Source organism: Geobacillus subterraneus (genome assembly GCF_001618685.1).
GTDB lineage: Bacteria > Bacillota > Bacilli > Bacillales > Anoxybacillaceae > Geobacillus > Geobacillus subterraneus.
The window spans coordinates 2,032,749-2,057,041 of sequence record NZ_CP014342.1 but is presented as its reverse complement, the minus strand read 5'-3'; the positions used below and the strand labels follow the sequence as shown (position 1 = coordinate 2,057,041).

16 protein-coding genes and 1 pseudogene are annotated in these 24,293 nt (G+C 52.5%); 16 read left to right on the top strand and 1 reads right to left on the bottom strand.

Features of this window, described 5'->3' with window-relative positions; genetic code table 11:
• Positions 1–212: 212 nt before the first annotated feature.
• The 14 genes and pseudogenes from ltrA to GS3922_RS09970 all read left to right on the top strand — a co-directional run bounded on the left by ltrA (position 213) and on the right by GS3922_RS09970 (position 19,142).
• Complete coding sequence (ltrA, locus tag GS3922_RS10040; RefSeq protein WP_063166233.1) at positions 213–2,030, top strand: group II intron reverse transcriptase/maturase; 1,818 nt, start codon at positions 213–215, stop codon at positions 2,028–2,030.
• Between the two features lie 130 nt (positions 2,031–2,160).
• Positions 2,161–2,916 (top strand): annotated as a pseudogene (gene recA / locus GS3922_RS10035) (recombinase RecA); the annotation flags it as partial.
• Positions 2,917–3,392: 476 nt separating this feature from the next.
• Complete coding sequence (gene rny, locus GS3922_RS10030; protein ID WP_063166231.1) at positions 3,393–4,949, top strand: ribonuclease Y; 1,557 nt, start codon at positions 3,393–3,395, stop codon at positions 4,947–4,949.
• Between the two features lie 109 nt (positions 4,950–5,058).
• Positions 5,059–5,853 (top strand): TIGR00282 family metallophosphoesterase, encoded by a 795-nt coding sequence (locus tag GS3922_RS10025; RefSeq protein ID WP_063166230.1) that lies wholly within the window; start codon positions 5,059–5,061, stop codon positions 5,851–5,853.
• A 129-nt stretch (positions 5,854–5,982) separates the two neighbouring features.
• Positions 5,983–6,243 carry a stage V sporulation protein SpoVS gene (gene spoVS / locus GS3922_RS10020; protein WP_008878506.1) on the top strand — a complete coding sequence of 87 codons (261 nt, stop codon included), beginning with the start codon at positions 5,983–5,985 and terminating at the stop codon, positions 6,241–6,243.
• A gap of 92 nt (positions 6,244–6,335) precedes the next feature.
• Positions 6,336–7,259, top strand: coding sequence for a dipeptidase (locus GS3922_RS10015; protein WP_063166229.1), 924 nt, complete (start codon positions 6,336–6,338; stop codon positions 7,257–7,259).
• Positions 7,260–7,430: 171 nt separating this feature from the next.
• On the top strand, positions 7,431–9,203 hold the full coding sequence (locus GS3922_RS10010) for a 2-oxoacid:acceptor oxidoreductase subunit alpha (protein WP_063166228.1): 1,773 nt from the start codon (positions 7,431–7,433) through the stop codon (positions 9,201–9,203).
• Positions 9,170–10,036: a 2-oxoacid:ferredoxin oxidoreductase subunit beta gene (locus GS3922_RS10005; protein WP_063166227.1), complete on the top strand. Its 867-nt coding sequence runs from the start codon at positions 9,170–9,172 to the stop codon at positions 10,034–10,036. Before GS3922_RS10010 ends, GS3922_RS10005 begins: the two co-directional genes overlap by 34 nt.
• Before the next feature lie 230 nt (positions 10,037–10,266).
• A complete protein-coding gene (gene miaB / locus GS3922_RS10000) occupies positions 10,267–11,838 on the top strand; it encodes a tRNA (N6-isopentenyl adenosine(37)-C2)-methylthiotransferase MiaB (RefSeq protein WP_063166226.1) in 1,572 nt (523 codons plus the stop codon).
• A gap of 1 nt (position 11,839) precedes the next feature.
• Positions 11,840–12,271 (top strand): YlbF/YmcA family competence regulator, encoded by a 432-nt coding sequence (locus tag GS3922_RS09995; protein ID WP_063166225.1) that lies wholly within the window; start codon positions 11,840–11,842, stop codon positions 12,269–12,271.
• 335 nt (positions 12,272–12,606) lie between these two features.
• On the top strand, positions 12,607–13,155 hold the full coding sequence (locus tag GS3922_RS09985) for an outer spore coat protein CotE (protein ID WP_063166223.1): 549 nt from the start codon (positions 12,607–12,609) through the stop codon (positions 13,153–13,155).
• Positions 13,156–13,250: 95 nt separating this feature from the next.
• Positions 13,251–15,974, top strand: a complete 2,724-nt coding sequence (gene mutS, locus GS3922_RS09980) for a DNA mismatch repair protein MutS (RefSeq protein ID WP_063166222.1) — start codon at positions 13,251–13,253, stop codon at positions 15,972–15,974.
• 13 nt (positions 15,975–15,987) lie between these two features.
• Positions 15,988–17,919: a DNA mismatch repair endonuclease MutL gene (mutL, locus tag GS3922_RS09975; RefSeq protein ID WP_063166221.1), complete on the top strand. Its 1,932-nt coding sequence runs from the start codon at positions 15,988–15,990 to the stop codon at positions 17,917–17,919.
• A gap of 200 nt (positions 17,920–18,119) precedes the next feature.
• Positions 18,120–19,142, top strand: a complete 1,023-nt coding sequence (locus GS3922_RS09970; protein ID WP_063166220.1) for a C40 family peptidase — start codon at positions 18,120–18,122, stop codon at positions 19,140–19,142.
• A 232-nt stretch (positions 19,143–19,374) separates the two neighbouring features.
• Here GS3922_RS09970 and GS3922_RS09965 read toward each other — a convergent pair whose 3' ends face one another.
• Positions 19,375–20,895, bottom strand: coding sequence for a glycine betaine uptake BCCT transporter (locus GS3922_RS09965; RefSeq protein ID WP_063166219.1), 1,521 nt, complete (start codon positions 20,893–20,895; stop codon positions 19,375–19,377).
• 194 nt (positions 20,896–21,089) lie between these two features.
• Between GS3922_RS09965 and GS3922_RS09960 the strand changes: the two genes are divergently transcribed.
• Both GS3922_RS09960 and GS3922_RS09955 read left to right on the top strand, forming a co-directional pair.
• The gene (locus tag GS3922_RS09960) at positions 21,090–22,439 is read left to right on the top strand and encodes an MDR family MFS transporter (protein WP_063166218.1); all 1,350 of its coding nucleotides are present in this window, start codon (positions 21,090–21,092) and stop codon (positions 22,437–22,439) included.
• Between the two features lie 125 nt (positions 22,440–22,564).
• Positions 22,565–24,256 carry a methyl-accepting chemotaxis protein gene (locus GS3922_RS09955; RefSeq protein WP_063167376.1) on the top strand — a complete coding sequence of 564 codons (1,692 nt, stop codon included), beginning with the start codon at positions 22,565–22,567 and terminating at the stop codon, positions 24,254–24,256.
• The last annotated feature ends 37 nt before the right edge of the window (positions 24,257–24,293 follow it).

The following is a 24,293-nucleotide window of genomic DNA, read 5'->3' as shown; positions in this document are numbered from 1 at the left end:
CGAAGGGGCATAGTCGAGTACCTTTTAGGTTACCAACCCCAGACGTCGATTAGGAAGCCGTGAGGAAATCCGTAAGGGTTTCGGTGAGCGAAACTGACTAACAACGTGTATAATGCAAATCCTGAAAGAAAGGATTTGATATTATCACAAACACGTTTCAAGAACTAATCAGCCCGAGGACGGAACAAGAGTTCCGCGACCTACAGGACAGAATGTATGCAATCACGAAGGAATGCTTAGAAAAAGGGGATATTCCAAGATTTAAGGGGTTAACTGAAATCGCGAGTAGTGATGTCGTCATCGTATCTGCGATTCATAAGATCAAAGCTAATCGAGGAAGTAAAACAGCAGGTACAGACGGACAAACCATCAACGACATACTAACACAGAATTACAACGCGGTAATAAACTTCGTCAAAAGAAGCTTCAAAAAATACAAACCTAAACCAATCAGAAGGGTATTCATCCCAAAACCCGGGAAAAAGGAAAAGAGACCCCTAGGCATTCCAACAATTGCAGACCGAATAATCCAAGAATGTGTGAGGATGACAATCGAGCCAATTCTAGAGGCACAATTCTTTCAACACTCATATGGGTTCAGACCCTACAGAGACACAAAACACGCAATCGAAAGATGCGTATTCATATGTAACCGCATAGGGTACAACTGGGTAATAGAGGGGGATATCAAAGGTTTCTTTGATAATGTGGATCACACCATCCTGATTAAGCAACTTTGGCATATGGGTATACGAGACAGACGTATGCTTATGATTATCAAAGCAATGCTTAAAGCAGGAGTTATGAAAGAAACCAAAGTAAACGAAATGGGCACACCACAAGGTGGAATAATCTCCCCTCTACTGGCAAATGTGTATCTTCATAAACTCGATCAATGGATAACCAGAGAGTGGGAAGAAAAGAGGATGCGAAATGGAACCACCATTCGCACGGCAAAATTCAACTCACTCAGGAACTACTCAACCATAACCAGACCCGAGTTTTATGTAAGATACGCAGACGATTGGGTACTATTTACTGACAGCAGGGAAAATGCGGAGAAATGGAAATACCGAATTAAGAAATATTTAAAGGAAAACCTGAAACTCGAACTATCCGATGATAAAACCCTCATAACCAACATCAAAAAGAAACCTATGAAATTCCTGGGTTTCAAAATCAAAATGTTACCTCATGGTAAAGATGGAAAATACATCGGATACGCGAGTGCAGACACAGACAAAATTAAGAAGAAGGTCGAACAAATTAAAAAGGACCTTCGAAAATTAAAATACTCCTCTGACCAGGAGTGGCTCGCAACTGACATCAATCTAATAAATAGTAAAATTAGAGGCATCATCAATTACTACTCAAGCGCTCCTGGCATTAATAAGGACGTAAGAAAATTTAGAGAAAATCTCAAATATACGTCCTACAAATCGATCAAGAAATACGGAGCACAATGGATACCTGCCAATCAGTGCTATAACCTAGCACCGCTATACCCAGACAGAACCGAACAAGTACCCGCGGTTAAACTAAACGGTAAATGGCTCGGCATAATGAGCATCGGATTCGCAACTTGGATTAAAGCAAGTCAAAAGAACCAAGAGGAAACACCTTATACAGCGGAAGGAAGAAGAATACGTCTCCAAAACACAGGTAAGAAACCACTCACAGTTAGAACACAATGGCTCCTGGATAGTGGATACCTTAACCTAATACAAGGAGTCAAATCCAGTCAGCTATACAACTTCGAGTTCTTTATGAACCGATGTTACGCCTTCAACAGGGATAAAGGGAAATGTAAAATATGTGGTGACATACTACAACCTTTCAACACTAGAACACACCACATAAACAACAAACTTCCGCTAAATGAAATAAATAAAATAAGTAACCTTGCATCGGTCTGCGACAAATGCCATACACTAATCCATAAGAAAGAAATTGATCAAACAGACACTAGACACCTAAAAGCTAGTGCTATCAAGAAATTAGAGAAATTCAGGAAATATATACACGGGTGAAGTCTTGGGCGTGATTAGTAACCGAGGTACTCGATGGAACGCCGTGTGCGGGGAAACTCGCACGCACGGTGTGAAGCGGGGGAAAATAGCCCCTCCGGGTAACGCCGAGGGTGACTATTACCTATCGCTATCGCTTGACCCGGTTTATGCACAAAAATTAGGGGTCAACATCGATGAATTGCTGCTTTCCCAACCCGACACGGGCGAGCAGGCGCTCGAAATTGCCGAAGCGCTCGTACGAAGCGGTGCGGTCGATATTATCGTCATCGACTCAGTGGCGGCGCTCGTGCCGAAAGCAGAAATTGAAGGGGAGATGGGCGACGCCCACGTCGGCTTGCAAGCCCGCCTCATGTCGCAGGCGCTCCGCAAGCTGTCCGGCGCCATTAACAAATCGAAAACGATCGCCATCTTCATCAACCAAATTCGCGAAAAAGTTGGGGTTATGTTTGGCAATCCGGAAACGACGCCGGGGGGACGGGCGCTTAAGTTTTACGCTTCCGTCCGCTTAGAGGTGCGCCGCGCCGAGCAAATTAAACAAGGCAATGACATGGTGGGCAACAAAACGAAAATCAAAGTCGTCAAAAACAAAGTCGCTCCGCCGTTTAAAACGGCCGACGTCGACATTATGTACGGCGAAGGCATTTCCCGCGAAGGGGAAATTATCGATATGGCGTCCGAGCTTGACATCGTGCAAAAGAGCGGTTCGTGGTATTCGTACAAAGACGAACGGCTCGGCCAAGGACGGGAAAACGCGAAGCAGTTTTTGAAAGAAAACCCTCACATCGCCGACGAGATCGCCCGCGCCATCCGCAAACATTACGGCATCGATGCCGGCGAGGCGGGCGGCGAACCGCAGCAAGACGAGTTCGGGCTGCTTGACGAGTAACCGTACGAAGGCGTCCTAGCTACTGCTGGGGCGCCTTTTTCTTAAAAGACGGTGGATGTCACGACAAATGCGGCTATATTTGCGTCGAGAAGCATGTTGCTCTTCGCCGTGATCGGGAACCGTTGAGCGAAGGGAGACTGATTCGCTGCGTTCCGCCCGGGGCAGGCGGGACGATGTCCGGCCATACACCTTAGCGGCACAGGCGGCGGTTCGGGCGCGCCTGTGTAATATCTTGACAATTCATGTTGCCGCCTTTACAATGAACATGTATATTTGTCCATATACACGGCAGGGCCACAGGCCCGCCTGAGAAGGCGAACCGCTTTCGTGCGGCGAAGGCCGCATGGGGAACGCCAGGCAAAACGACCGAGCCAATGCGTTGAAAACGGGAATGTCCACGTGCGCCGGACAGTTGGGGACAACAGTGGCGCGAAGAAAGAGCGAAAGAAAACTGTACAGCAAGAGGAGGTGAAACGATGGGTTCGATCATCATCTCCGCTTTGCTTGCCTTAGTCATTGGTGCCGTTGTTGGCTTTTTTATTCGCAAATCGATTGCCGAAGCGAAAATCGGCGGGGCGAAAGCAGCTGCCGAGCAGCTGATTGAAGAGGCGAAACGCGCGGCGGACGCCTTGAAAAAAGAGGCGCTTCTCGAGGCGAAAGACGAGATTCATAAACTGCGCACGGAGGCGGAGCGCGACATCCGCGACCGGAGAAGCGAGCTCCAAAAACAAGAAAACCGCTTGATGCAAAAGGAGGAAAACCTCGACCGCAAAGATGAAGCGCTCAATAAACGCGAGGCGCTGCTCGAAGCGAAAGAAGAAGCGTTAAACGAAAGACAACAGCATATTGAACAAATGGAAAGCAAAGTGGAAACGCTCGTCAAACAGCAACAAACCGAACTGGAACGCATTTCCGGATTGACGCGCGACGATGCGCGCCAGCTCATTTTAGAACGCGTCGAAAAGGAGCTGTCGCATGAGATTGCGATGATGGTCAAAGAGGCGGAAACGCGGGCGAAAGAGGAGGCAGACAAGCGGGCGAAGGCGATTTTGTCGCTCGCCATCCAGCGTTGCGCCGCCGATCATGTCGCCGAAACGACCGTTTCTGTCGTCAATCTGCCAAACGATGAAATGAAAGGGCGAATCATCGGACGCGAAGGACGGAACATTCGCACGCTTGAGACGCTGACCGGCATCGATTTAATTATCGACGATACGCCGGAGGCGGTCATTTTGTCCGGATTTGACCCGATTCGCCGCGAAACGGCGCGCATTGCGCTAGATAAGCTCGTGCAGGACGGTCGCATCCACCCAGCGCGCATTGAAGAAATGGTTGAAAAGGCGCGCCGTGAAGTGGATGAACACATCCGCGAAGTCGGCGAGCAGACGACGTTTGAAGTCGGCGTCCACGGCTTGCATCCGGATTTAATCAAAATTTTAGGGCGGCTCAAGTTCCGGACGAGCTACGGGCAAAACGTCTTAAAACATTCCGTGGAAGTGGCGTTTTTAGCCGGGCTGATGGCGGCCGAGCTCGGAGAAGACGAAATGCTGGCGCGCCGGGCTGGCTTGCTTCATGACATCGGCAAGGCGATCGATCATGAAGTGGAAGGAAGCCATGTGGAAATCGGCGTCGAGCTGGCGACGAAGTATAAAGAACACCCGGTCGTCATTAACAGCATCGCCTCCCATCATGGCGACACTGAGCCGACGTCGGTCATCGCCGTGCTCGTCGCGGCGGCGGACGCCTTGTCGGCGGCACGGCCGGGGGCGCGCAGCGAAACGCTGGAAAACTACATCCGCCGCTTAGAGAAGCTCGAAGAAATCGCCGAATCGTACGAAGGTGTGGAAAAATCGTACGCCATTCAAGCTGGACGCGAAGTGCGCATCATGGTTAAACCGGATCTGATCGACGATTTGGAAGCGCATCGGTTAGCGCGCGATATCCGCAAACGGATCGAAGAAGAGCTCGATTATCCAGGCCATATTAAAGTGACCGTCATCCGCGAAACGCGTGCGGTCGAATACGCGAAATAAAGTGGCAGCCTATTGCCACTTTATTTTTTTGCCCGTAAAATAAGAGAGTATACCGATCGCTCGATGGTCTTTGCCGTGGCGATACGTTCAAGTTAGAAAGGGATTGATGATGAGAATTTTATTTATCGGCGATGTCGTCGGTGCGCCGGGGCAAAAAATGGTCGAGCATTATTTGCCGAAATTAAAGGAAAAGCACCGGCCGGATGTCGTCATCATTAACGGGGAAAACGCCGCTGGAGGGAAAGGAATCACCGAGGCGATTTACCGTTCACTGCTTGCGCAAGGCGTCCACGCTGTCACACTCGGCAATCACGCTTGGGATAAGCGCGATATTTTTGAATTTATCGATCAGGCCAAAGCGTTGATCCGCCCGGCGAACTATCCGCCCGGCACGCCGGGGAAAGGCATCGTCTACGTGCCGACCGAGCATGGCGAGGCGGCGGTCATCAACTTGCAGGGGCGGGCGTTTTTGCCGGCGATTGACTGCCCGTTCCAAACCGCAGATGAATTGATTGCCGCTGCCGCCGCGCGCACGCCGGTCATCATCGTCGATTTTCACGCCGAGGCGACGAGCGAAAAACAGGCGATGGGCTGGTATTTGGACGGCCGCGTGTCCGCAGTCATCGGCACGCATACGCACGTCCAGACGGCCGACCACCGCATTTTGCCGAAAGGGACGGCGTACATTACCGATGTGGGGATGACCGGCCCGTATGACGGCATTTTAGGGGTCGACCGCGAGGCGGTATTGCGCAAGTTTTTAACCGGGCTGCCGGTTCGCTTTGGCATCAAGGAAGGAAGAAGCCAGCTGAACGCTGTGCTGGTCGATGTTGACGCCAAAAGTGGGCGGGCGCTTCGCATTGAGCGCTTAATGATTAACGATGACCATCCATATTTTGAATAGTTTATTTTTTATAAATTTTTAAAAACATGCTCCCCCTGTGCAGGAATAGTTGTCGAAGCAGTGAATATAGTTACAATGAAGACTTTTTATCGAAATTCATTTTCCAAGGAAACGAGGGAGGAGCTAGAAATGGAAATATTAAAAGTTTCAGCAAAATCGAATCCGAACTCTGTAGCTGGTGCACTTGCCGGGGTGCTGCGCGAGCGCGGCGCGGCGGAAATTCAGGCGATCGGCGCAGGTGCATTGAACCAAGCCGTTAAGGCAGTAGCGATCGCACGAGGATTTGTGGCACCAAGCGGCATGGACTTAATTTGCATTCCGGCATTCACGGATATTATGATTGATGGAGAAGAGCGAACAGCGATTAAATTAATCGTCGAACCTCGTTAACTGGATGACCGGTAAATGGTAAAATATAACCTGTTGGCGCCTTCCATTTCGAAGGCAGGCAGGTTATTTTTGCTTTTTAAGGGGGAACGCGAATGATTTTTGATGCTCATTGTGACGCGCTGATGAAACTATGGCAAGACCGGTCATTGTCGTTTCAGGACGGGCCATCGCTTCATGTTACGCTTTCGGGAATGGCGGATGCTGGGGTGAAAGTGCAATGCTTTGCCATTTACGTGCCGGAAACGGTGCCGGAAGAGGCCCGGTTCACTGCGGCCCTTGAGATGGTGGATCTGTTTTTCACCCGCATTGTCGACATGTTTCCGTCTGTGAAGGCGGTGCGGACGAAACAAGACATTGCCTCCCTTAGAGAAGGGGAGATCGGCGCGATGTTGACGCTTGAAGGATGCGATGCGATTGGCGCCAACCTTGTCAAGTTAAAGACGCTCCTTCGCCTCGGTGTCGCTTCTGTCGGCTTGACGTGGAACTTTCCGAACGCCGTCGCCGACGGGGCGTGGGAAAAGCGTGGCGCCGGGTTGACTGCGTTCGGCCGGCAAGTCATCGGGCTGCTCAATGAAACGAAACGATGGGTGGACGTGTCGCATTTATCGGAAAAAGCGTTTTGGGATGTGATGGAGACGGCTCGTTTTCCGATCGCTTCCCATTCAAATGCCCATCGCCTCTGTCCGCATCCGCGCAATTTGACGGACGAGCAAATTCAGGCGCTGATCAAAAAAGACGGAATGATTGGCATTAATTTTGTGCCATATTTTTTGACAGGTGACAAACGGGGAGCGACGGTCGCGGATGTGCTCCGCCATCTTGATTACGTATGCGCGCTCGGAGGGGAAAACAACGTCGGGTTTGGCTCTGACTTTGACGGCATTACGGAGACGGTGGCTGGCCTTGAAGCCGTGAAGGACTACCTTCGGCTTGTCAATGAATTGTACAAGCACTACTCCAGCAGTCAAGTGGAGCGCTTTTTGTTCCGCAATTTTTATGAGCATTTGCCGGAGTGATAAATATCATTGAATATATAGTTCTATTAAGCCTAGAATAAAAGGCGGAACGATGACAGCGTTAACAAAATACAATTATCAGGCGAAAGGCGTCCAAAAATGTAGTCTCTTTGTCAGAAAAGTGATACAATGATATCGAGAGGCTGTAGTGAACATAAAGGGGTGTAAAACATGATCGAACAGCTGTCATGGAAAGTAGGCGGCCAGCAAGGGGAAGGGATTGAAAGCACAGGGGAAATTTTCTCCGCGGCGCTGAACCGCCTCGGGTACTATTTATACGGGTACCGCCATTTTTCTTCCCGCATTAAGGGGGGGCATACGAACAATAAAATCCGCGTCAGCACGAAACCGGTGCGGGCGGTCGCGGATGATTTGGATATCTTGGTCGCGTTCGATCAAGAGACGATCGATTTCAACTTTCACGAGCTCCGCAGCGGCGGCATCGTCATTGCGGACGCCAAATTCAACCCGGTAATTCCCGAACGGGAAGGGGTGTCGCTTTACGCTGTTCCGTTCACCGATATCGCGACGGAGCTTGGCAACTCGCTGATGAAAAACATGGTTGCCATCGGTGCGACGAGCGCGGTGCTTGGCTTAGATGCCGGCGTGTTCGAAAGCGTTGTCGCCGACACGTTCGCCCGCAAAGGGGCACAAGTCGTCGAGAAAAACATGGAAGCGATCCGCACCGGGGCGCAATATATGGAAAAGCAGCTTGACGGCCGCGCTGAGCCTATGAAACTCGCAAAAGCCGACGGCAAACAGCGGATGTTTATGATCGGCAACGATGCCATCGCGTTAGGGGCTCTTGCCGGCGGGGCGCGCTTTATGGCCGCGTATCCGATTACCCCGGCTTCTGAAATCATGGAATATTTGATCAAAAAATTGCCTGACTTCGGGGGTGCGGTCATTCAAACGGAGGACGAAATCGCTGCTTGCACGATGGCGATCGGCGCCAACTACGCCGGCGCCCGGGCGTTTACGGCCTCTGCCGGACCGGGGCTGTCGCTCATGGCTGAAGCGATCGGCCTAGCTGGAATGACGGAAACGCCGCTCGTTGTCGTCGATACGCAGCGGGGCGGCCCGAGCACCGGCTTGCCGACGAAGCAAGAACAATCGGACTTGCTTGCGATGATTTACGGCACGCACGGGGAAATTCCGAAAATCGTTATGGCGCCGAGCACCGTCGAGGAAGCGTTTTACGACATGGCGGAGGCGTTGAACTTAGCCGAGGAATACCAATGTCCGGTCATTTTCCTGTCGGATTTGCAGCTGTCGCTTGGCAAACAGACGGTCGAACCGCTCGACTACGACCGTGTTGAAATTCGCCGCGGCAAGCTTGTGAACGGGGAGTTGCCGCCGCTTGCCGGCAAAGACAATTTTAAACGGTATGAGGTGACGCCGGACGGCATCTCACCGCGGGTGCTGCCAGGGACGAAACACGGCATCCACCATGTCACCGGGGTCGAGCACGCGGAAACAGGGCGTCCGTCTGAAACAGCGGCAAACCGCCAGGCGCAAATGGAGAAGCGGCTGCGCAAGCTCGAGCACATCCATTTCCCAACGCCGGTGCATAAGCACATCCGCCACGAAGAGCCGGATTTGCTGCTTGTCGGCTTTTTATCAACGCGCGGAGCGATCGAGGAAGCGCTTGAGCGCCTCGAGCAGGACGGCGTCAAAGTCAACCACGCGCACATCCGCCTGCTTCATCCGTTCCCGGTGGACGACATGCGGCCGCTTGTTGAAAAAGCGAAACGGGTCGTCGTCATCGAGCAAAATGCGACCGGGCAATTGGCGAGCTTGTTGAAAATGAACGTCGGGCATGCCGATAAAATCGCAAGCGTCTTGAAATTTGACGGCAATCCATTCTTGCCAGGCGACGTTTATACCAAATGTAAGGAGTTGTTAGCACAATGGCCACCTTTAAAGATTTCCGCAATGATGTGAAGCCAAACTGGTGCCCGGGCTGCGGCGACTTTTCTGTTCAAGCCGCCATCCAGCGCGCAGCCGCCAACCTCGGGTTGGAACCGCACCAGCTGGCTGTCATTTCCGGGATCGGCTGTTCGGGTCGCATTTCCGGCTACATTCACTCTTACGGGTTTCACGGCACGCACGGACGCGCTTTGCCGCTTGCCCAAGGAGTGAAAATGGCGAACCGCGACTTGACGGTCATCGCCGCCGGCGGCGACGGCGACGGATTTGCAATCGGCATGGGGCACACGGTTCACGCCATTCGCCGCAACATCGACATTACGTACATCGTCATGGACAACCAAATTTACGGGCTGACGAAAGGGCAAACATCGCCGCGCAGCGCCGCCGGATTTAAAACAAAAAGCACGCCGCAAGGATCGATCGAGCCGGCGTTGTCGCCGCTTGAAATCGCTTTGAGCGCCGGAGCGACGTTTGTCGCGCAAAGCTTCTCGAGCGACTTAAAAGAGTTGACAAGCTTAATTGAAGAAGGCGTCAAACATAAAGGCTTTTCGCTCATCAACGTCTTTAGCCCGTGCGTCACATACAATAAAGTGAACACGTACGAATGGTTTAAAGAGCATTTGGTGAAAGTGGACGACATCGAAGGGTACGATCCATCCAACCGGGAGATGGCGATGCAAACGGTGATGAAATATAACGGGCTTGTCACCGGGCTCATCTACCAAAATCAAGAGCAAAAGTCGTACCAAGAGCTTGTCCCCGGTTACAGCGAGACGCCGCTTTCTGAAGCGGATTTGAAACTAAGCAAAGAAAAATTTGCTGAACTGGTCGCGGAGTTTATGTAAAAATGGAAATGATTCACGCCCGATGGGGACTTGCCTCATCGGGTGTTTTTTTGCTATTATAACATGTTCCGGACATCCGGAACAAAAACCATTGTGTTTCATTGTCACCCGCGATATACTATGGTAGTGTGTGTGATGGAAGAAATTTGCCGAGACAACATGGGCGGCCGCGAAAATGAAAGCCGCCTGGCTGTGTGCGTTCAAACATTTGACGAGGAAAGGAGATTGTTATGAACGAAAAGCAACGTTTGGAACAAACCGGACAAATTCAAACAGCCAGCCATCCAGCGGACAGAAAATCCGACTTGGATCGGCTGAAAGCAAAAACGACGAAAGACTATGAGAAATATTTCACGAGCGTCTTTCTTCCGCCCAACTTAAAAGAGGCGAAAAAACGCGGCAAGGAAGAAGTGCAGTATGTGAAAGACTTTACGATTCCGGATGAGTTCCGGGGCATGGGGCGCGGGCGGAAGTTTTACATCCGCACGTACGGCTGCCAGATGAACGAGCATGACACGGAAGTGATGGCCGGCATTTTCATGGCGCTCGGCTATGAGCCGACCGACCGTCCGGAAGAGGCGAACGTCATTTTGCTCAACACGTGTGCGATCCGCGAAAATGCGGAAAACAAAGTGTTCGGCGAACTCGGCTACTTAAAGCCGCTCAAAACGACGAACCCGGATTTGCTGCTTGGCGTATGCGGCTGTATGTCGCAAGAAGAAGCGGTTGTCAATAAAATCTTAAAACAATACCAGTATGTCGACATGATTTTCGGCACGCACAACATCCATCGCCTGCCGTACATTTTGCATGAGGCGTACATGTCGAAGGAAATGGTCGTCGAAGTATGGTCGAAAGAAGGCGATGTCGTCGAAAACTTACCGAAGGTGCGCAAAGGCGACATTAAAGCATGGGTCAACATTATGTACGGCTGCGACAAGTTTTGCACGTACTGCATCGTTCCGTACACGCGCGGCAAGGAGCGAAGCCGCCGTCCGGAAGACATCATCCAAGAAGTGCGCCAGCTCGCGGCCCAAGGCTACAAAGAAATTACGCTGCTCGGGCAAAACGTCAACGCCTACGGGAAAGACTTCAACGATATTCAATACGGCCTTGGCGATTTGATGGACGAGCTGCGCAAAATTGATATCGCGCGCATCCGCTTTACGACAAGCCATCCGCGCGACTTTGACGACCGGCTCATCGAAGTGCTTGCCAAGCGCGGCAATTTAGTCGAACATATTCATTTGCCGGTGCAATCGGGCAGCACGGAAATTTTGAAAATGATGGGGCGGAAATATACACGCGAGGAGTATTTGGAACTCGTCCGCAAAATTAAAGCGGCCATTCCGGATGTCGCGTTGACGACCGACATTATCGTCGGCTTTCCGAACGAAACGGACGAGCAGTTTGAAGAAACGTTGTCGCTTTACCGTGAAGTCCAGTTTGATTCGGCGTATACGTTCATTTACTCGCCGCGTGAAGGCACCCCGGCGGCGAAAATGAATGACAACGTGCCGATGGAAGTGAAAAAAGAGCGGCTTCAGCGCCTGAACGCCCTCGTTCAGGAGATTGCGGCGAAGAAAATGAAACAATACGAGGGTCAAGTCGTCGAAGTGCTCGTTGAAGGCGAAAGCAAAACGAATCCAGATGTGCTAGCGGGATATACGCGCAAAAACAAGCTTGTCCACTTCGTCGGCCCGAAATCGCTCGTCGGCCAGTTGGTCAACGTGCGCATTACGCAGGCGAAAACGTGGACGTTGACGGGCGAATTAGTGAATGAAGCGATCGAGGTGAACTAAGATGGCAAAATATACGCGGGACGAGATTTTGGCGAAGGCGAAGCAGCTGGCGAAAATGATCGCTGAAACGGAAGAAGTCGACTTTTTCAAACGGGCGGAAGAAAAAATCCACCAAAACGAAAAAGTGCGCACGTTAATCAATGAGTTAAAGTCGCTGCAAAAACAAGCGGTCAACCTCCAGCACTACGGCAAACATGAAGCGCTGAAGCGCGTCGAGGCGAAAATCGACGCCATTTATGAGCAACTGGAGCAAATTCCGATCGTCAGCGAATTTCAGCAATCGCAAGCCGATGTGAACGATTTGCTTCAGCTCATCGCCTCGACGATTTCCAATACGGTGACTGATGAAATTCTTGCATCGACCGGCGGCGATGTGCTGCGCGGTGAAACGGGCGCCGCGCTTCGCTACAACAAGCATGGCGGCTGCCATTAACGAACAAAAAAGCGTCCTTTCGGGCGCTTTTTTCATTTGTCATGGGCAGCGGGCCTGCAAGGACGGTTTAGGGGCTTTTTTGTGCGTGCAGGCGGCGCGGAACGTTTTCGAAAAAGCCTCTTGCAGCGATGCGCTAGGCAACGAGTCTTTTTCCGATCGGCAGGCGTCTGACCCTCGTCTGATCAGCGCGGCTGTTCGGTGGTGAAAAAGCAGGCACATTGAACGGAACACATGCATACAATGAACTATACGGAATAATGATTCATTTGCTGTGCACATTAGCGGAGATCACGCATAGGATGAAATGAAGATTCATTTGAGGAGGGTTCCGTTCGATGTCTGAATACAGAGAAATTATTACAAAAGCCGTTGTCGGCAAAGGCCGCAAGTTCACGCAATCGACCCATACGGTGACGGCGCCGAACCGCCCGTCAAGCATTCTCGGCTGCTGGATCATCAATCACCGCTATGAAGCGAAAAAATGCGATAAAACGGTGGAAATTCACGGCCACTACGACATTAACGTCTGGTATTCATACAACAACAATACGAAAACGGAAGTCGTCACGGAAACGGTCTCGTACACCGATGTGGTCAAGTTAAAATATCGCGATAAAGACAATTTAATTAGCGACGATACCGATATTATCGTCCGCGTCATCCAGCAGCCAAACTGCCTTGAATGCACCATTTCGCCGAACGGCAACAAAATCGTCGTCGATGTCGAGCGGGAGTTTGTCGCCGAAGTGATCGGCGAAACGAAAGTGTGTGTCGCCATCAACCCAGAAGGGTGCGGCAAAGACGACGATTTTTGCGATGACGACGACCTTGACGAAGAATTGGAAGATTTAAGCCCGGACCTGTTGCTCGGCGAAGAAGAGTAAAACTAGGAAATTTCTTTCCTAGTTTTTTCTTTTGCCGCTTGTTATAATAGTAGCGCAATCAACGGTCTGTTGGCCGAAAAGGTTGGGGAGAAATAATGCCATCGTATACACCGATGATCCAGCAATATTTGCATATTAAAGCGCAATATCCGGACGCGTTTTTGTTTTTTCGGCTCGGTGACTTTTATGAAATGTTTTTTGATGACGCTATAAAGGCGGCGCAAGAGTTAGAAATTACATTGACAAGCCGCGACGGAGGCGGCGATGAGCGGGTGCCGATGTGCGGGGTGCCGTACCATTCGGCGCAAGGCTATATTGAACAACTCGTGGAAAAAGGCTACAAAGTCGCTATTTGCGAACAAGTGGAAGATCCGAAAACAGCAAAAGGCGTCGTGCGCCGCGAAGTCGTTCAGCTAGTTACTCCGGGCACGCTCATGGAAGGCAAAGGGCTCATCGAGAAAGAAAACCATTATTTAGCGACGCTGACGCCGTTTGCTGACGGTACATACGGATTGGCTTACGCGGATTTATCGACCGGCGAAGTCCGGTTGACGCTCCTTTCTTCATGGGAGGAGACGATAAACGAGCTGCACGCCATCGGGGCGCGGGAAATCGTCATCGGCTCTGACAGTGCCGAGGAGTGGGTGCGCGAGCTGAAAGAACGGTACGGAGCGGCCGTCTCGTACGAAGACGAAACATCGCTGCGGGACGAATGGAGCGTCGTCGCCGGCCATGTGACGCAAGAAAAGCTGCGGGCGACGGTCGCCCGCCTGCTCCATTACTTCGTCCGCACGCAAAAACGGCAGCTTGACCATTTGCAGCCGGCTGAGCTGTACCAGGTCGATCAGTATATGAAAATGGACCGGCATTCGAAGCTGCACTTAGAGTTAGTGGAAACGGTGCGGTCAAAAGGGAGGAAAGGATCGCTTCTATGGCTGCTCGATGAGACGGTGACAGCCATGGGAGGCCGGCTCTTGAAGCAATGGCTTGACCGGCCGCTCATTGACCAGCGTGCCATTGAACGGCGCCTCGATTTCGTAGAAACATTGAAAACGTCCTATTTTGAACGGCACGAACTGCGCGACAAGCTGCGCGGCGTCTATGACATCGAGCGGCTCGTCGGCCGCATCGCCTACGGCAACGCCAACGCCCGCGATCTCGTGCAGCTGAAAAAATCGCTCGTTCAAGTGCCAGCGCTTCGCCAGACGGTGGACAGCCTGCCGCTTGCCGAAGCGGACGAGCTGGCTGGGCGCCTGGACCCGTGCGAAGAGCTTGTCGCTTTGCTTGAGTGCGCCATTCAAGAACAGCCGCCGCTTTCCGTGAAGGAAGGAAACATCATTAAAGACGGGTATGATGAGCAGCTTGACCGCTATCGCGACGCAAGCCGCAACGGCAAAGCGTGGATCGCCGAACTGGAGGCGAAAGAGCGGGAAGCGACCGGCATTAAATCGCTCAAAGTCGGTTACAACCGCGTATTCGGCTATTATATTGAAGTGACGAAGCCGAACCTTCCGCTCATTCCGGAAGGACGCTATGAGCGGAAGCAGACGCTCGCCAACGCCGAGCGTTTTATTACCGCTGAGTTGAAAGAAAAAGAGGCGCTCATTTTAGAAGCGGAAGAAAAAAGTGTAGAGCTCGAATATGAGCTGTTTGTCGCCATTCGCGAGCAGGTGAAAGGATATATTCCGCGCCTGCAAAAGCTGGCTAAGGCGGTCGCTGAGCTTGATGTGCTTCAGTCGCTGGCGACGGTGAGCGATGAGCGGCGCTACGTGCGCCCGCAATTTTCCGCCGATCGCGTCTTGGCCATTCAAGGCGGCCGCCACCCGGTTGTCGAAAAAGTGCTCGGCGCGCAAACATACGTGCCGAACGACTGCTATATGAACCGCAAGCGGGAAATGCTGCTGATCACCGGGCCGAACATGGCCGGGAAAAGCACGTACATGCGGCAAGTGGCGCTCACCGCCATCATGGCGCAAATCGGTTGCTTCGTCCCGGCGGAGCAAGCGGTGCTGCCGATTTTCGATCAAGTGTTTACCCGCATCGGCGCTGCTGACGATTTGTCGGCCGGTCAAAGCACGTTTATGGTCGAAATGCTCGAGGCGCGCCGCGCCATCGCCTACGCGACGCAAAACAGCCTCATTTTGTTCGATGAAATCGGGCGCGGCACATCGACGTATGACGGCATGGCACTCGCGCAAGCGATGATCGAATACATTCACGACTATATCGGCGCGAAAACGTTGTTCAGCACGCACTACCATGAGCTGACCGCGTTAGAAGGCTCGCTCGAGCGGCTGTGCAACGTCCATGCCCGCGCCGTCGAAGAAAACGGCAAGGTCGTCTTTTTGCACCAAATCGCCGACGGACCAGCTGACCGCAGCTACGGCATCCATGTCGCCGAATTGGCCGGGCTGCCTGCTCCGCTCATCGAACGAGCCCGCGATATTTTAGCCAAGCTCGAGCAAGCGGCTGGAAACAGCGCCCTTGCGCACGGGCTTGAAACCGGGCCGGAGAATGGTGCGGCCACAAAAGAAGCGCTCCGGCCGCCGCGCGGGTTGGAATCAAATGCGAAATCGGCCGCCGGCCGCGCTGACGAGCGAAGCGCTAGGCAGGAAGCGGGAGATAGAGCAGACGCAGTAAACGAAGCGGCCTTTGAACAGTTGAGCATGTTTCCCGACTTCGTCCCGGCGCCTGCCGAGCCGCACTTGTCCGGCAAAGAGAAAAAGGCGCTCGCGGCGCTTAAGGAAGTCAATTTGCTTGAGATGACGCCGCTTGAGGCGTTAAACAAGCTGTATGAACTGCAAAAACTGCTTAAATAACGGAGGTGGGGCGATGGGACGCATTCGCAAGCTCGACGATCAGCTAGCGAACAAAATCGCCGCTGGCGAAGTGGTCGAACGGCCGGCTTCGGTGGTGAAAGAGCTCGTCGAGAACGCCATCGACGCCCATAGCACGGTGATTGACATTGAACTCGAGGAAGCCGGGATGACGAAAATCCGCATTATTGACAACGGTGACGGAATGGAAGAGGATGACTGTCTTCTCGCTTTTGAACGGCATGCGACAAGCAAAATTCAAGACGAACACGATTTGTTCCGCATTCGCACGCTTGGCTTTCGCGGTGAGGCGCTGCCGAGCATTGCCTCGGTGTCCGAAGTGGAGCTGGTGACCAGCACTGGACGCGGCCCGGGGACGAAGCTTGTGTTACAAGGCGGTGCGCTCATATCTTGCGAACGGGCAGCCGGGCGCAAAGGAACGGACATCACGGTGTCCAACTTATTTTTCAACACCCCGGCAAGGCTGAAATATATGAAAACGATCCATACTGAGCTCGGTCATGCGGCCGATGTCGTCAACCGGTTAGCGCTTGCTCATCCGGACGTGTCGTTCCGGCTTCGCCATCACGGCAAAACGTTGCTTGCGACAAACGGAAGCGGTGATGTCCGGCATGTGCTCGCCGCCATTTACGGCATGGAAACGGCGAAGCAAATGATACCGCTTGAGGCGGAGTCGCTCGATTTTACTGTTCGCGGCTATGTTTCCTTGCCGGAAGTGACGCGCGCTTCGCGCAATTATATATCGCTCATTGTCAACGGGCGCTACGTGCGCAACATGCCGCTGATGAAGGCGATTGAGGCCGGCTACCATACGTTGTTGCCGATCGGCCGCTATCCGATTGTATTTCTCGCGATTGACATGGATCCGGTGCTCGTGGATGTGAACGTCCATCCAGCGAAACTCGAGGTCCGCTTCAGCAAAGAAGCCGAGTTAAACGAGCTCGTCACCGCTGCAATCCGCCAAGCGTTCCGCCGACGGACGCTCATTCCATCCGTATCTGCCGACAGCAAAACGGCCAAAGCGAAGGCGGAGCAAGCGGCCTGGACATTGGCCCACCGCGTTCATGAACCAGCCGCCCCGCTCGACGGAAAAGCGGGGGAAACGAGCGATGTGACCGCAGCAGCGCCTTTAGCCGGCAAAGAAACGCTTGGCCCGCCTCCCGCCGCCGCCCAAGCCGATGCGCCTGCCCGATGGGAAGAAGCGGCGGCGCCGATAATTTCAGAAAAAAAGGCGGGTGCTGATGACGCGTTTATGGCCGAGCCGAAGCCGGCTGCCGAGGCCGGGGAAAAACCGGCGGCGCACCTGCCGGATACCGGACGGGCCGACGGGAAACCGGCGGCCGACCGCCTCCCGCCGCTTTATCCAATCGGTCAGCTGCACGGCACGTATATTTTGGCTGAGAATGAACACGGGCTCTATATGATCGATCAGCATGCGGCGCAAGAACGGGTCAACTACGAATATTTCCGGGAAAAACTTGGTGAAGTGACCAATGAGGTGCAAGAGCTGCTCGTTCCGCTGACGTTTGAATACCCGGCCGATGAATACGAGCGAATCGCCGCCTGCCGCGACGAACTCGCCCGCTGCGGCGTATTTCTTGAACCGTTCGGCCTACGGGCGTTTCTCGTTCGCTCCCATCCTGTGTGGTTTCCGAAAGGGAAAGAAAAAGAAATCATCGAGGAAATGATTGAACACGTACTGGCGGCCAAAACGGTCGATATCAAGCAGCTGCGCGAGCAAGCCGCCATCATGATGAGCTGCAAGCGCGCCATTAAAGCGAACCAACATTTGCGCAACGATGAAATCTTCGTTTTGCTCGAAGCGTTGCGGAAGACAACCGACCCGTTCACTTGCCCGCACGGCCGGCCCATCATCGTGCATTTTTCAACCTATGAAATTGAAAAGTTATTTAAACGGGTAATGTAAATGACGCTCCCTTTGTGACAAGGGAGCTTTTTTTGTAATCATTTTGTAATCTACTTTTATTCTTCTTGTTACAGACGTCTTGTTTTTATTTTACTATAATGGCTCATGTGCAGGAATACATGGCGAATTTTGTAGAGTGATAGCGAAATTTACCTAAAGAAATAGAGGAATGTCAAATTGATGTCATAGGGGGATGCAGCATGAAAAAAACACTTCTATTTACCGGAACATTGATCGGATCGTTATTAGCCGGCCATGCCGCTTCAGCCGCGAGCTATACGGTGCAAAAAGGCGATACGCTCTCGGGAATTGCGAAGAAATATGATACGACCGTTGATCGATTAAAACAACAAAACCATTTATCTTCTGATCTCATTTTTCCAGGTCAAGTATTGCAAATCGATGAACAAAGCGAGAGCGAACAAGCCGTTTCCAATACATACACCGTTCAGCCCGGCGACACGTTAAGCGGAATTGCCCGGAAGTTTGGCACAACGGTAGACGCGTTGCTCAAGCTGAATCCAAGCATTGCCGATCCGAACTTTATCCGCGCCGGACAAGCGCTCCAAGTAACGGGCGGACAGGCAAGCACAAATACATATACTGTGCAGCCGGCGGCCGCGGCTGTGAACGGCCAGTACATCGTCCAAAAAGGGGACACATTGTCGGGGATTGCCAACAAGTTTCAAACGACCGTCGACCGTCTGTTGGCGCTTAACCCGCAAATTACGAACCCGAACGTGATTCGCATCGGCCAAGCCATTAAAGTGGCGGGCGGAGCAACCGCTGTCCGCGCCGAGCAAAGCGTATCGGCCGTCAAGCCGGTTGCGGCTGAATCGTCCGCTTCACTTGCCGACCGAATCATCGAAATCGGTGAAAAATATTTAGGGGCGAGATATTTGTACGGGGCGAGCCCATCGCGCACCGATGTGTTTGACTGCTCTTCGTTTACGATGCGCGTCTTTAGCGAGGCGGGCATTTCGCTGCCGCGCACATCATCGGCCCAAGCGCAAGCCGGAAGAACGGTGTCGTTTAACCAATTGCAAAAAGGCGATCTCGTCTTTTTTGACACCGATTCGAACGGCACGATCAACCACGTCGGCATTTATGCCGGCAACGGGCAAATGATCAATGCGACTGTTTCGTTAGGCGTTACGTATTCATCGCTCACTTCCTCGTATTGGAAAACGCGGTTTGTAAAAGCGGTTCGGGTGCTTAACTAACGGAATGGGGGATGGGCGTTTTGCCTGTCGCCTAAACACATAACCGAATGCGGCGGAAGGCTGCTCGCATAAAGCGCTTTGTGGTTTTGGCGGGCAGCCTTTTTCTTGTGCTTTCGATGCATGACCTTTGCCGTAGCTGCCCATCAGGAGGGCGGTGTGAATGATAGCGTTTGACAATCATTAGGTATATAAATAAGAAAAGGTGTCCTTAAAAGCGGGACACCTTTAGTCATTATTCGACAGGTTTTTGCGCTTTTCGCGCTGTTTCTTGCTGGAAGGAGCGGATAAGGGCCAGAACGATCAAAATCATGATGATCGCAAATGGGAACGCGGCGATAATAGATGCTGTCTGCAGCGATTCAAGTCCGCCGACGAACAGAAGGATGGCCGCTGTCGCTGATTGGACAATGCCCCAGACGAATTTGACCGAGTTTGGCGGGTTTAAGCTGCCGTTGGTCGTCTGCATCCCAAGCACAAACGTCGCCGAGTCGGCCGATGTGACAAAAAACGTGCAAATGAGCAAAATGGCGATTCCCGAAAGCAATGTAGCGAGCGGGAAATGTTCGAATGTAAAGAACAAGGCTGTTTCTATCCCTTTTTCATTCATCACTTCGCCAATGCCGGCATGTCGGAACTGTTCGAGATAAAGGGCCGAACCGCCAAAAACAGAAAACCAGAGAGCACTGAAAATCGTTGGAACTGCCAAAACGCCGATCATAAATTCACGGATCGTGCGCCCGCGGGAAATGCGGGCGATGAACGTCCCGACAAACGGCGCCCACGCGATCCACCACGCCCAATAAAAAATGGTCCACACTTTCGGCCAATCATTTTGTTCAAACGGGTTCAGCCGGAAACTCATCGACGGGAGGTTTTGCAAGTACGTCCCGATCGTTGCTGTGAACACATCCATGATAAAATTCGTCGGCCCGGCAAACAGCATGAAAACCATGAGCAGCAACGCGAGCGCAATATTTAAGTTGCTCAGCCATTTTATGCCTTTGTTAAGGCCGGTTTGCGCTGAGAGCATAAACAAGACAGTGACTACGACAATGATGAGCAGCTGCGTCGAAAAGCTGTTTGAAATACGGGGAAACAGCTGATGCAATCCCCCGCTAATTTGAATGGCTCCCAGCCCTAACGAAGTGGCGACGCCAAACACGGTTGCGTAGACGGCTAATGTATCAATGGCTACCCCGAGGCCGCCTTCTGTGCGTGCGCCAAACAGCGGGCGCAGCGTGCGGCTAACAACACCGGCCTCCCGTTTGCGAAACTGGAAGTAAGCGAGCGCCAAGGCCAGGACACCGTAGATCGCCCATGGATGCAGCCCCCAATGGAAAAACGAGTAGCGCATCGCCAGACGGGCCGCTTCCGCTGTCGCCCCTTCCCCTGTTGGCGGCGTGTAATAGTGGGACATCGGTTCGGCCACTCCCCAAAACACTAACCCGATTCCCATTCCGGCGCTGAACAGCATGGCAAACCATGTCATATAGCTGTATTCCGGTTTTTCTCCGTCGCGGCCAAGACGGATATTTCCGTAGCGGGAAAAAATGAGAAACAAACAAAACGCTAAAAACAACGAAGCGCTGAGCAAATAAAACCAGCCGAATTTATCGATTAGAAACGTGTGTACCGCGCTGCTGACCGCATTTAAATTGTAGCGCGGCCATAAAGATTCCGGAATCATCCCCCAAATAATAAACGCAATGGCAATCACAATCGAAATCGAAAAGACAATCGTCGTTTTTTTCATCTCTCTCCTCCTTACTGGCGCGATGATATGATGGGAGTCAGGTTAGCAGTTTTGGGGATTTCCATTTACAGGGTAACAAAATTCGACAACGAATACAAATGATTCGGATGTTCAACGCATATCATTTGGTGCCATCATTTTTTATCATGTAAAATAAAATATTCGTAGCTTACTTAAAAAAGGAGGTCATTGGTATGAACAGCCGCCTGTCGGTCATGATCAGCATCGTGCTGGCGATGCTCGTCGCGTCTATGGATACGACGATTATGAACACGACGATGCCGATCATCGCCAAAGAGCTTGGGGAATTTTCCCTGTATGCGTGGACGTTTGCATCGTACATGATTACGACCACCGTCCTGTCGCCGATTGCCGGTCGCCTGTCGGACTTATTCGGCCGCAAAAAAGTATTCAGCTTTGGCATTATTTTATTTCTAATCGGCTCACTTCTTTGCGGGTTGTCGCAAAACATGGTGCAGCTTGTTTTATTCCGCGCCTTGCAAGGGGTGGGGGCCGGATTTATGATGCCGTTTCCGGCAATTATCGCCGGCGATTTGTTCCCCGTGGAAAAGCGTGGAAAAATCCAAGCATTTTTTACGGCCATGTGGGGACTTTCTGCCGTGTTGGCGCCGCTTTTAGGTTCGCTGTTTGTCGAGTATGCGACATGGCGCTGGGTTTTTTATGTCAACATTCCGATTTGCTTGCTCTCGCTTTTGACGCTGCTTCCGTATAAAGAAGTGTATGAACCGAAGCGGGCGGCGGTCGACTATATGGGCGCGGCGCTGTTTGCGGCGGCGATCAGCCTGCTTTTGCTTGTGACGGTCGTTGAACGGGGGCAATGGTGGTACGGTGCGGTCGGGGCGTTGTTGCTTGTCGCCTTTTATTATTTCGAAAAACGGCAGCCATCTCCGCTTGTGCCGCTGTCGCTTGTCCATCATCGGACGCTTAAATGGATGAACATTAATGGCTTTGTCAGCTGTGTCGCCTTGTTTGGGACGTCAAGCTACATCCCGCTCTTTTTGCAAAATGTCGCCCACTTGTCCGTGTTTATGAGCGGTGTTGCTTTGCTTGGCTCGTCTGTCGGCTGGATGATCGCCGCCGTGCCAGCGGGGAAGTGGATTTTGCGCTATGGCTACCGCCCGCTTCTGATCATCGGCAACGTGCTGCTTGTCGCTTCCGGCCTTTTCCTCGCCTTGCTTAATGAAAGCCATGGGTTTTGGTACGTCTTTTTCATCATGTTTTTGCAAGGGCTATCGTTCGGCTTGACGTCGACCGTTGGCGTCATCGGCTCGCAGCAATTGGCCGATGCCCACGAAAAGGGGATTGCAACTTCCTTTTTTATGTTTTGCCGCAATATCGGCACGGCGATCGGCGTCACGGTGATGGGGGCGTTTTTGGCGCAGGCGCCGACATTTATGACCGGCATTCGCCACCTGTTTTTATTTGGCTTAATTGGCAGCATCATCGCGCTCATTACCTCCTTTTTTATCCGCGATGAAGCGGAAGCCAGCCGAAACACGTGGCAGCCGGAGGGGACGACATAAAGTCGGTCGAAGGAGGAATGCTGCCGCCGCGGCACGTCCGTCAAAAAATGGCTAAACATCGGCGGCTATCATCCGATAATATAAGTGGAACGACTGATTTCATTACAAAAACGGGGGATGTATCGATGAAGATGACCGTTCGCAAAAAACTGCTCGCTGGCTTCGGTCTCGTCTACGTGTTAATTGTGCTGCTGGTCGGTTTCGCTTATTACGAGATTTCAACGCTTGACCGTACATACACGGACGTTACCGACAATCGCATGCCCAAACTCGCAAATGCGAAACAGCTTGAAGTGCTCGTCCGCCGCCAAGTCGGCAGCATGCGCGGCTATTTGTTGACCGGTGACGAGACGTCGCGGGAAAACTTTGAAAAGGCGCATGAGGAGTACAAAAAAACAAGCGAAAAGCTCGCAGTTTCGTTAACGCAAGAAACAACGAAACAGCTGCTGGCTGATCTCGATTTGCTTGAGCAACAGTTTTACGCGCTCGGCCAAAAAGCGTTTGAATTGAAGGATCAAAACAAACCGGAGCAATATACCGCGCTCGTCATGACAACCGGGCGCGACATAACGACCCAATTTGATCAAAAAATTAACGAGTTCGTTGCCTTGCAGCAACAGGAAGTAGACCAAGCGAGCCATGACGCGAGCGCATCAGCCGCCGCCGTTCGCCGGCTTATCGTCATTGTCGGTGTGTTGGCGGTAGCGGCCGGGGCGATCGTCAGCTATTACATCAGCCGTTCGCTTTCCCGCCCGCTGCTTGCTCTGTCAGAGGCAGCGAAGCGGATTGCCGCCGGCGATTTGACCGAGACGAAAACCGGCGTGCGCAACCGCGATGAAATCGGTGAACTTGCCGCTTCGTTTGAACAAATGGCGAAAAACTTGCGCGGCGTGCTGCATGAAGTGGCGCAAAATGCCGAACAAGTCGCCGCTTCCTCAGAAGAGCTGGCGGCGAGCGCCGAACAAACGAGCAAAGCGACCGAGCAAATCGCCATGACGATTCAAGGCGTTGCTTCCGGTGTGGACAAGCAAATGCAAAGCGTCGAAGAAACATCGGCCGCCGTCGACTCCATGTCCGAACAAATCGGGCAAATCTCCGAGCGCGCGCAACGCGTCGCGGCTATCGCCGCTGAAACATCGAAACAAGCCGCGGACGGCGGACAAACGATCGAGGCGAGCGTCGCGCAAATGAACAAGGTGAACGACACGGTCGAACAGCTGGCCGAAGTGATTAAAGGGCTCGGCCGCCGTTCTGAGCAAATCGGCTCGATTATTGAGGCGATTCGCAACATTGCGGCGCAGACGAACTTGCTCGCCTTAAACGCCGCCATTGAGGCCGCACGCGCCGGCGAGCACGGGCGCGGCTTCGCCGTCGTCGCCGATGAAGTGCGGAAGCTGGCGGAGCAATCGGCCGAATCGGCGCGGCAAATCGCAGAATTGATCGCTGCCATTCAAGAAGAAACGGCTCATGCCGTCCAATCGATGGAATCGGTCGTCAATGAAGTGACAGCCGGAACGGGAGTCATCCGCGCTTCGGGCGAGACGTTTGCTCAAATCCGCGCCGCCGTTGACGGAGTGGCCGCGCAAATTCGCGACGTATCGGCTTCGGTTGGCGAGATGGCCGCTTCCTCGGAACAAATCGTACGTTCCGTTCGGCTTGTTGCTGACGTCGCCGAATCGACATCGGCCGGCACGCAGGAAGTATCGGCGGCGACCGAGGAACAGCTGGCATCAATGGAAGAAATTTCAGCTTCCGCTGCATCGCTGTCGAAAATGGCTGATGATTTGCAGGCGATTGTCGGCAAATTTTCGCTCTGATGATGAACGCCTCTGACGGCGTTCATTTTTTTTGCCC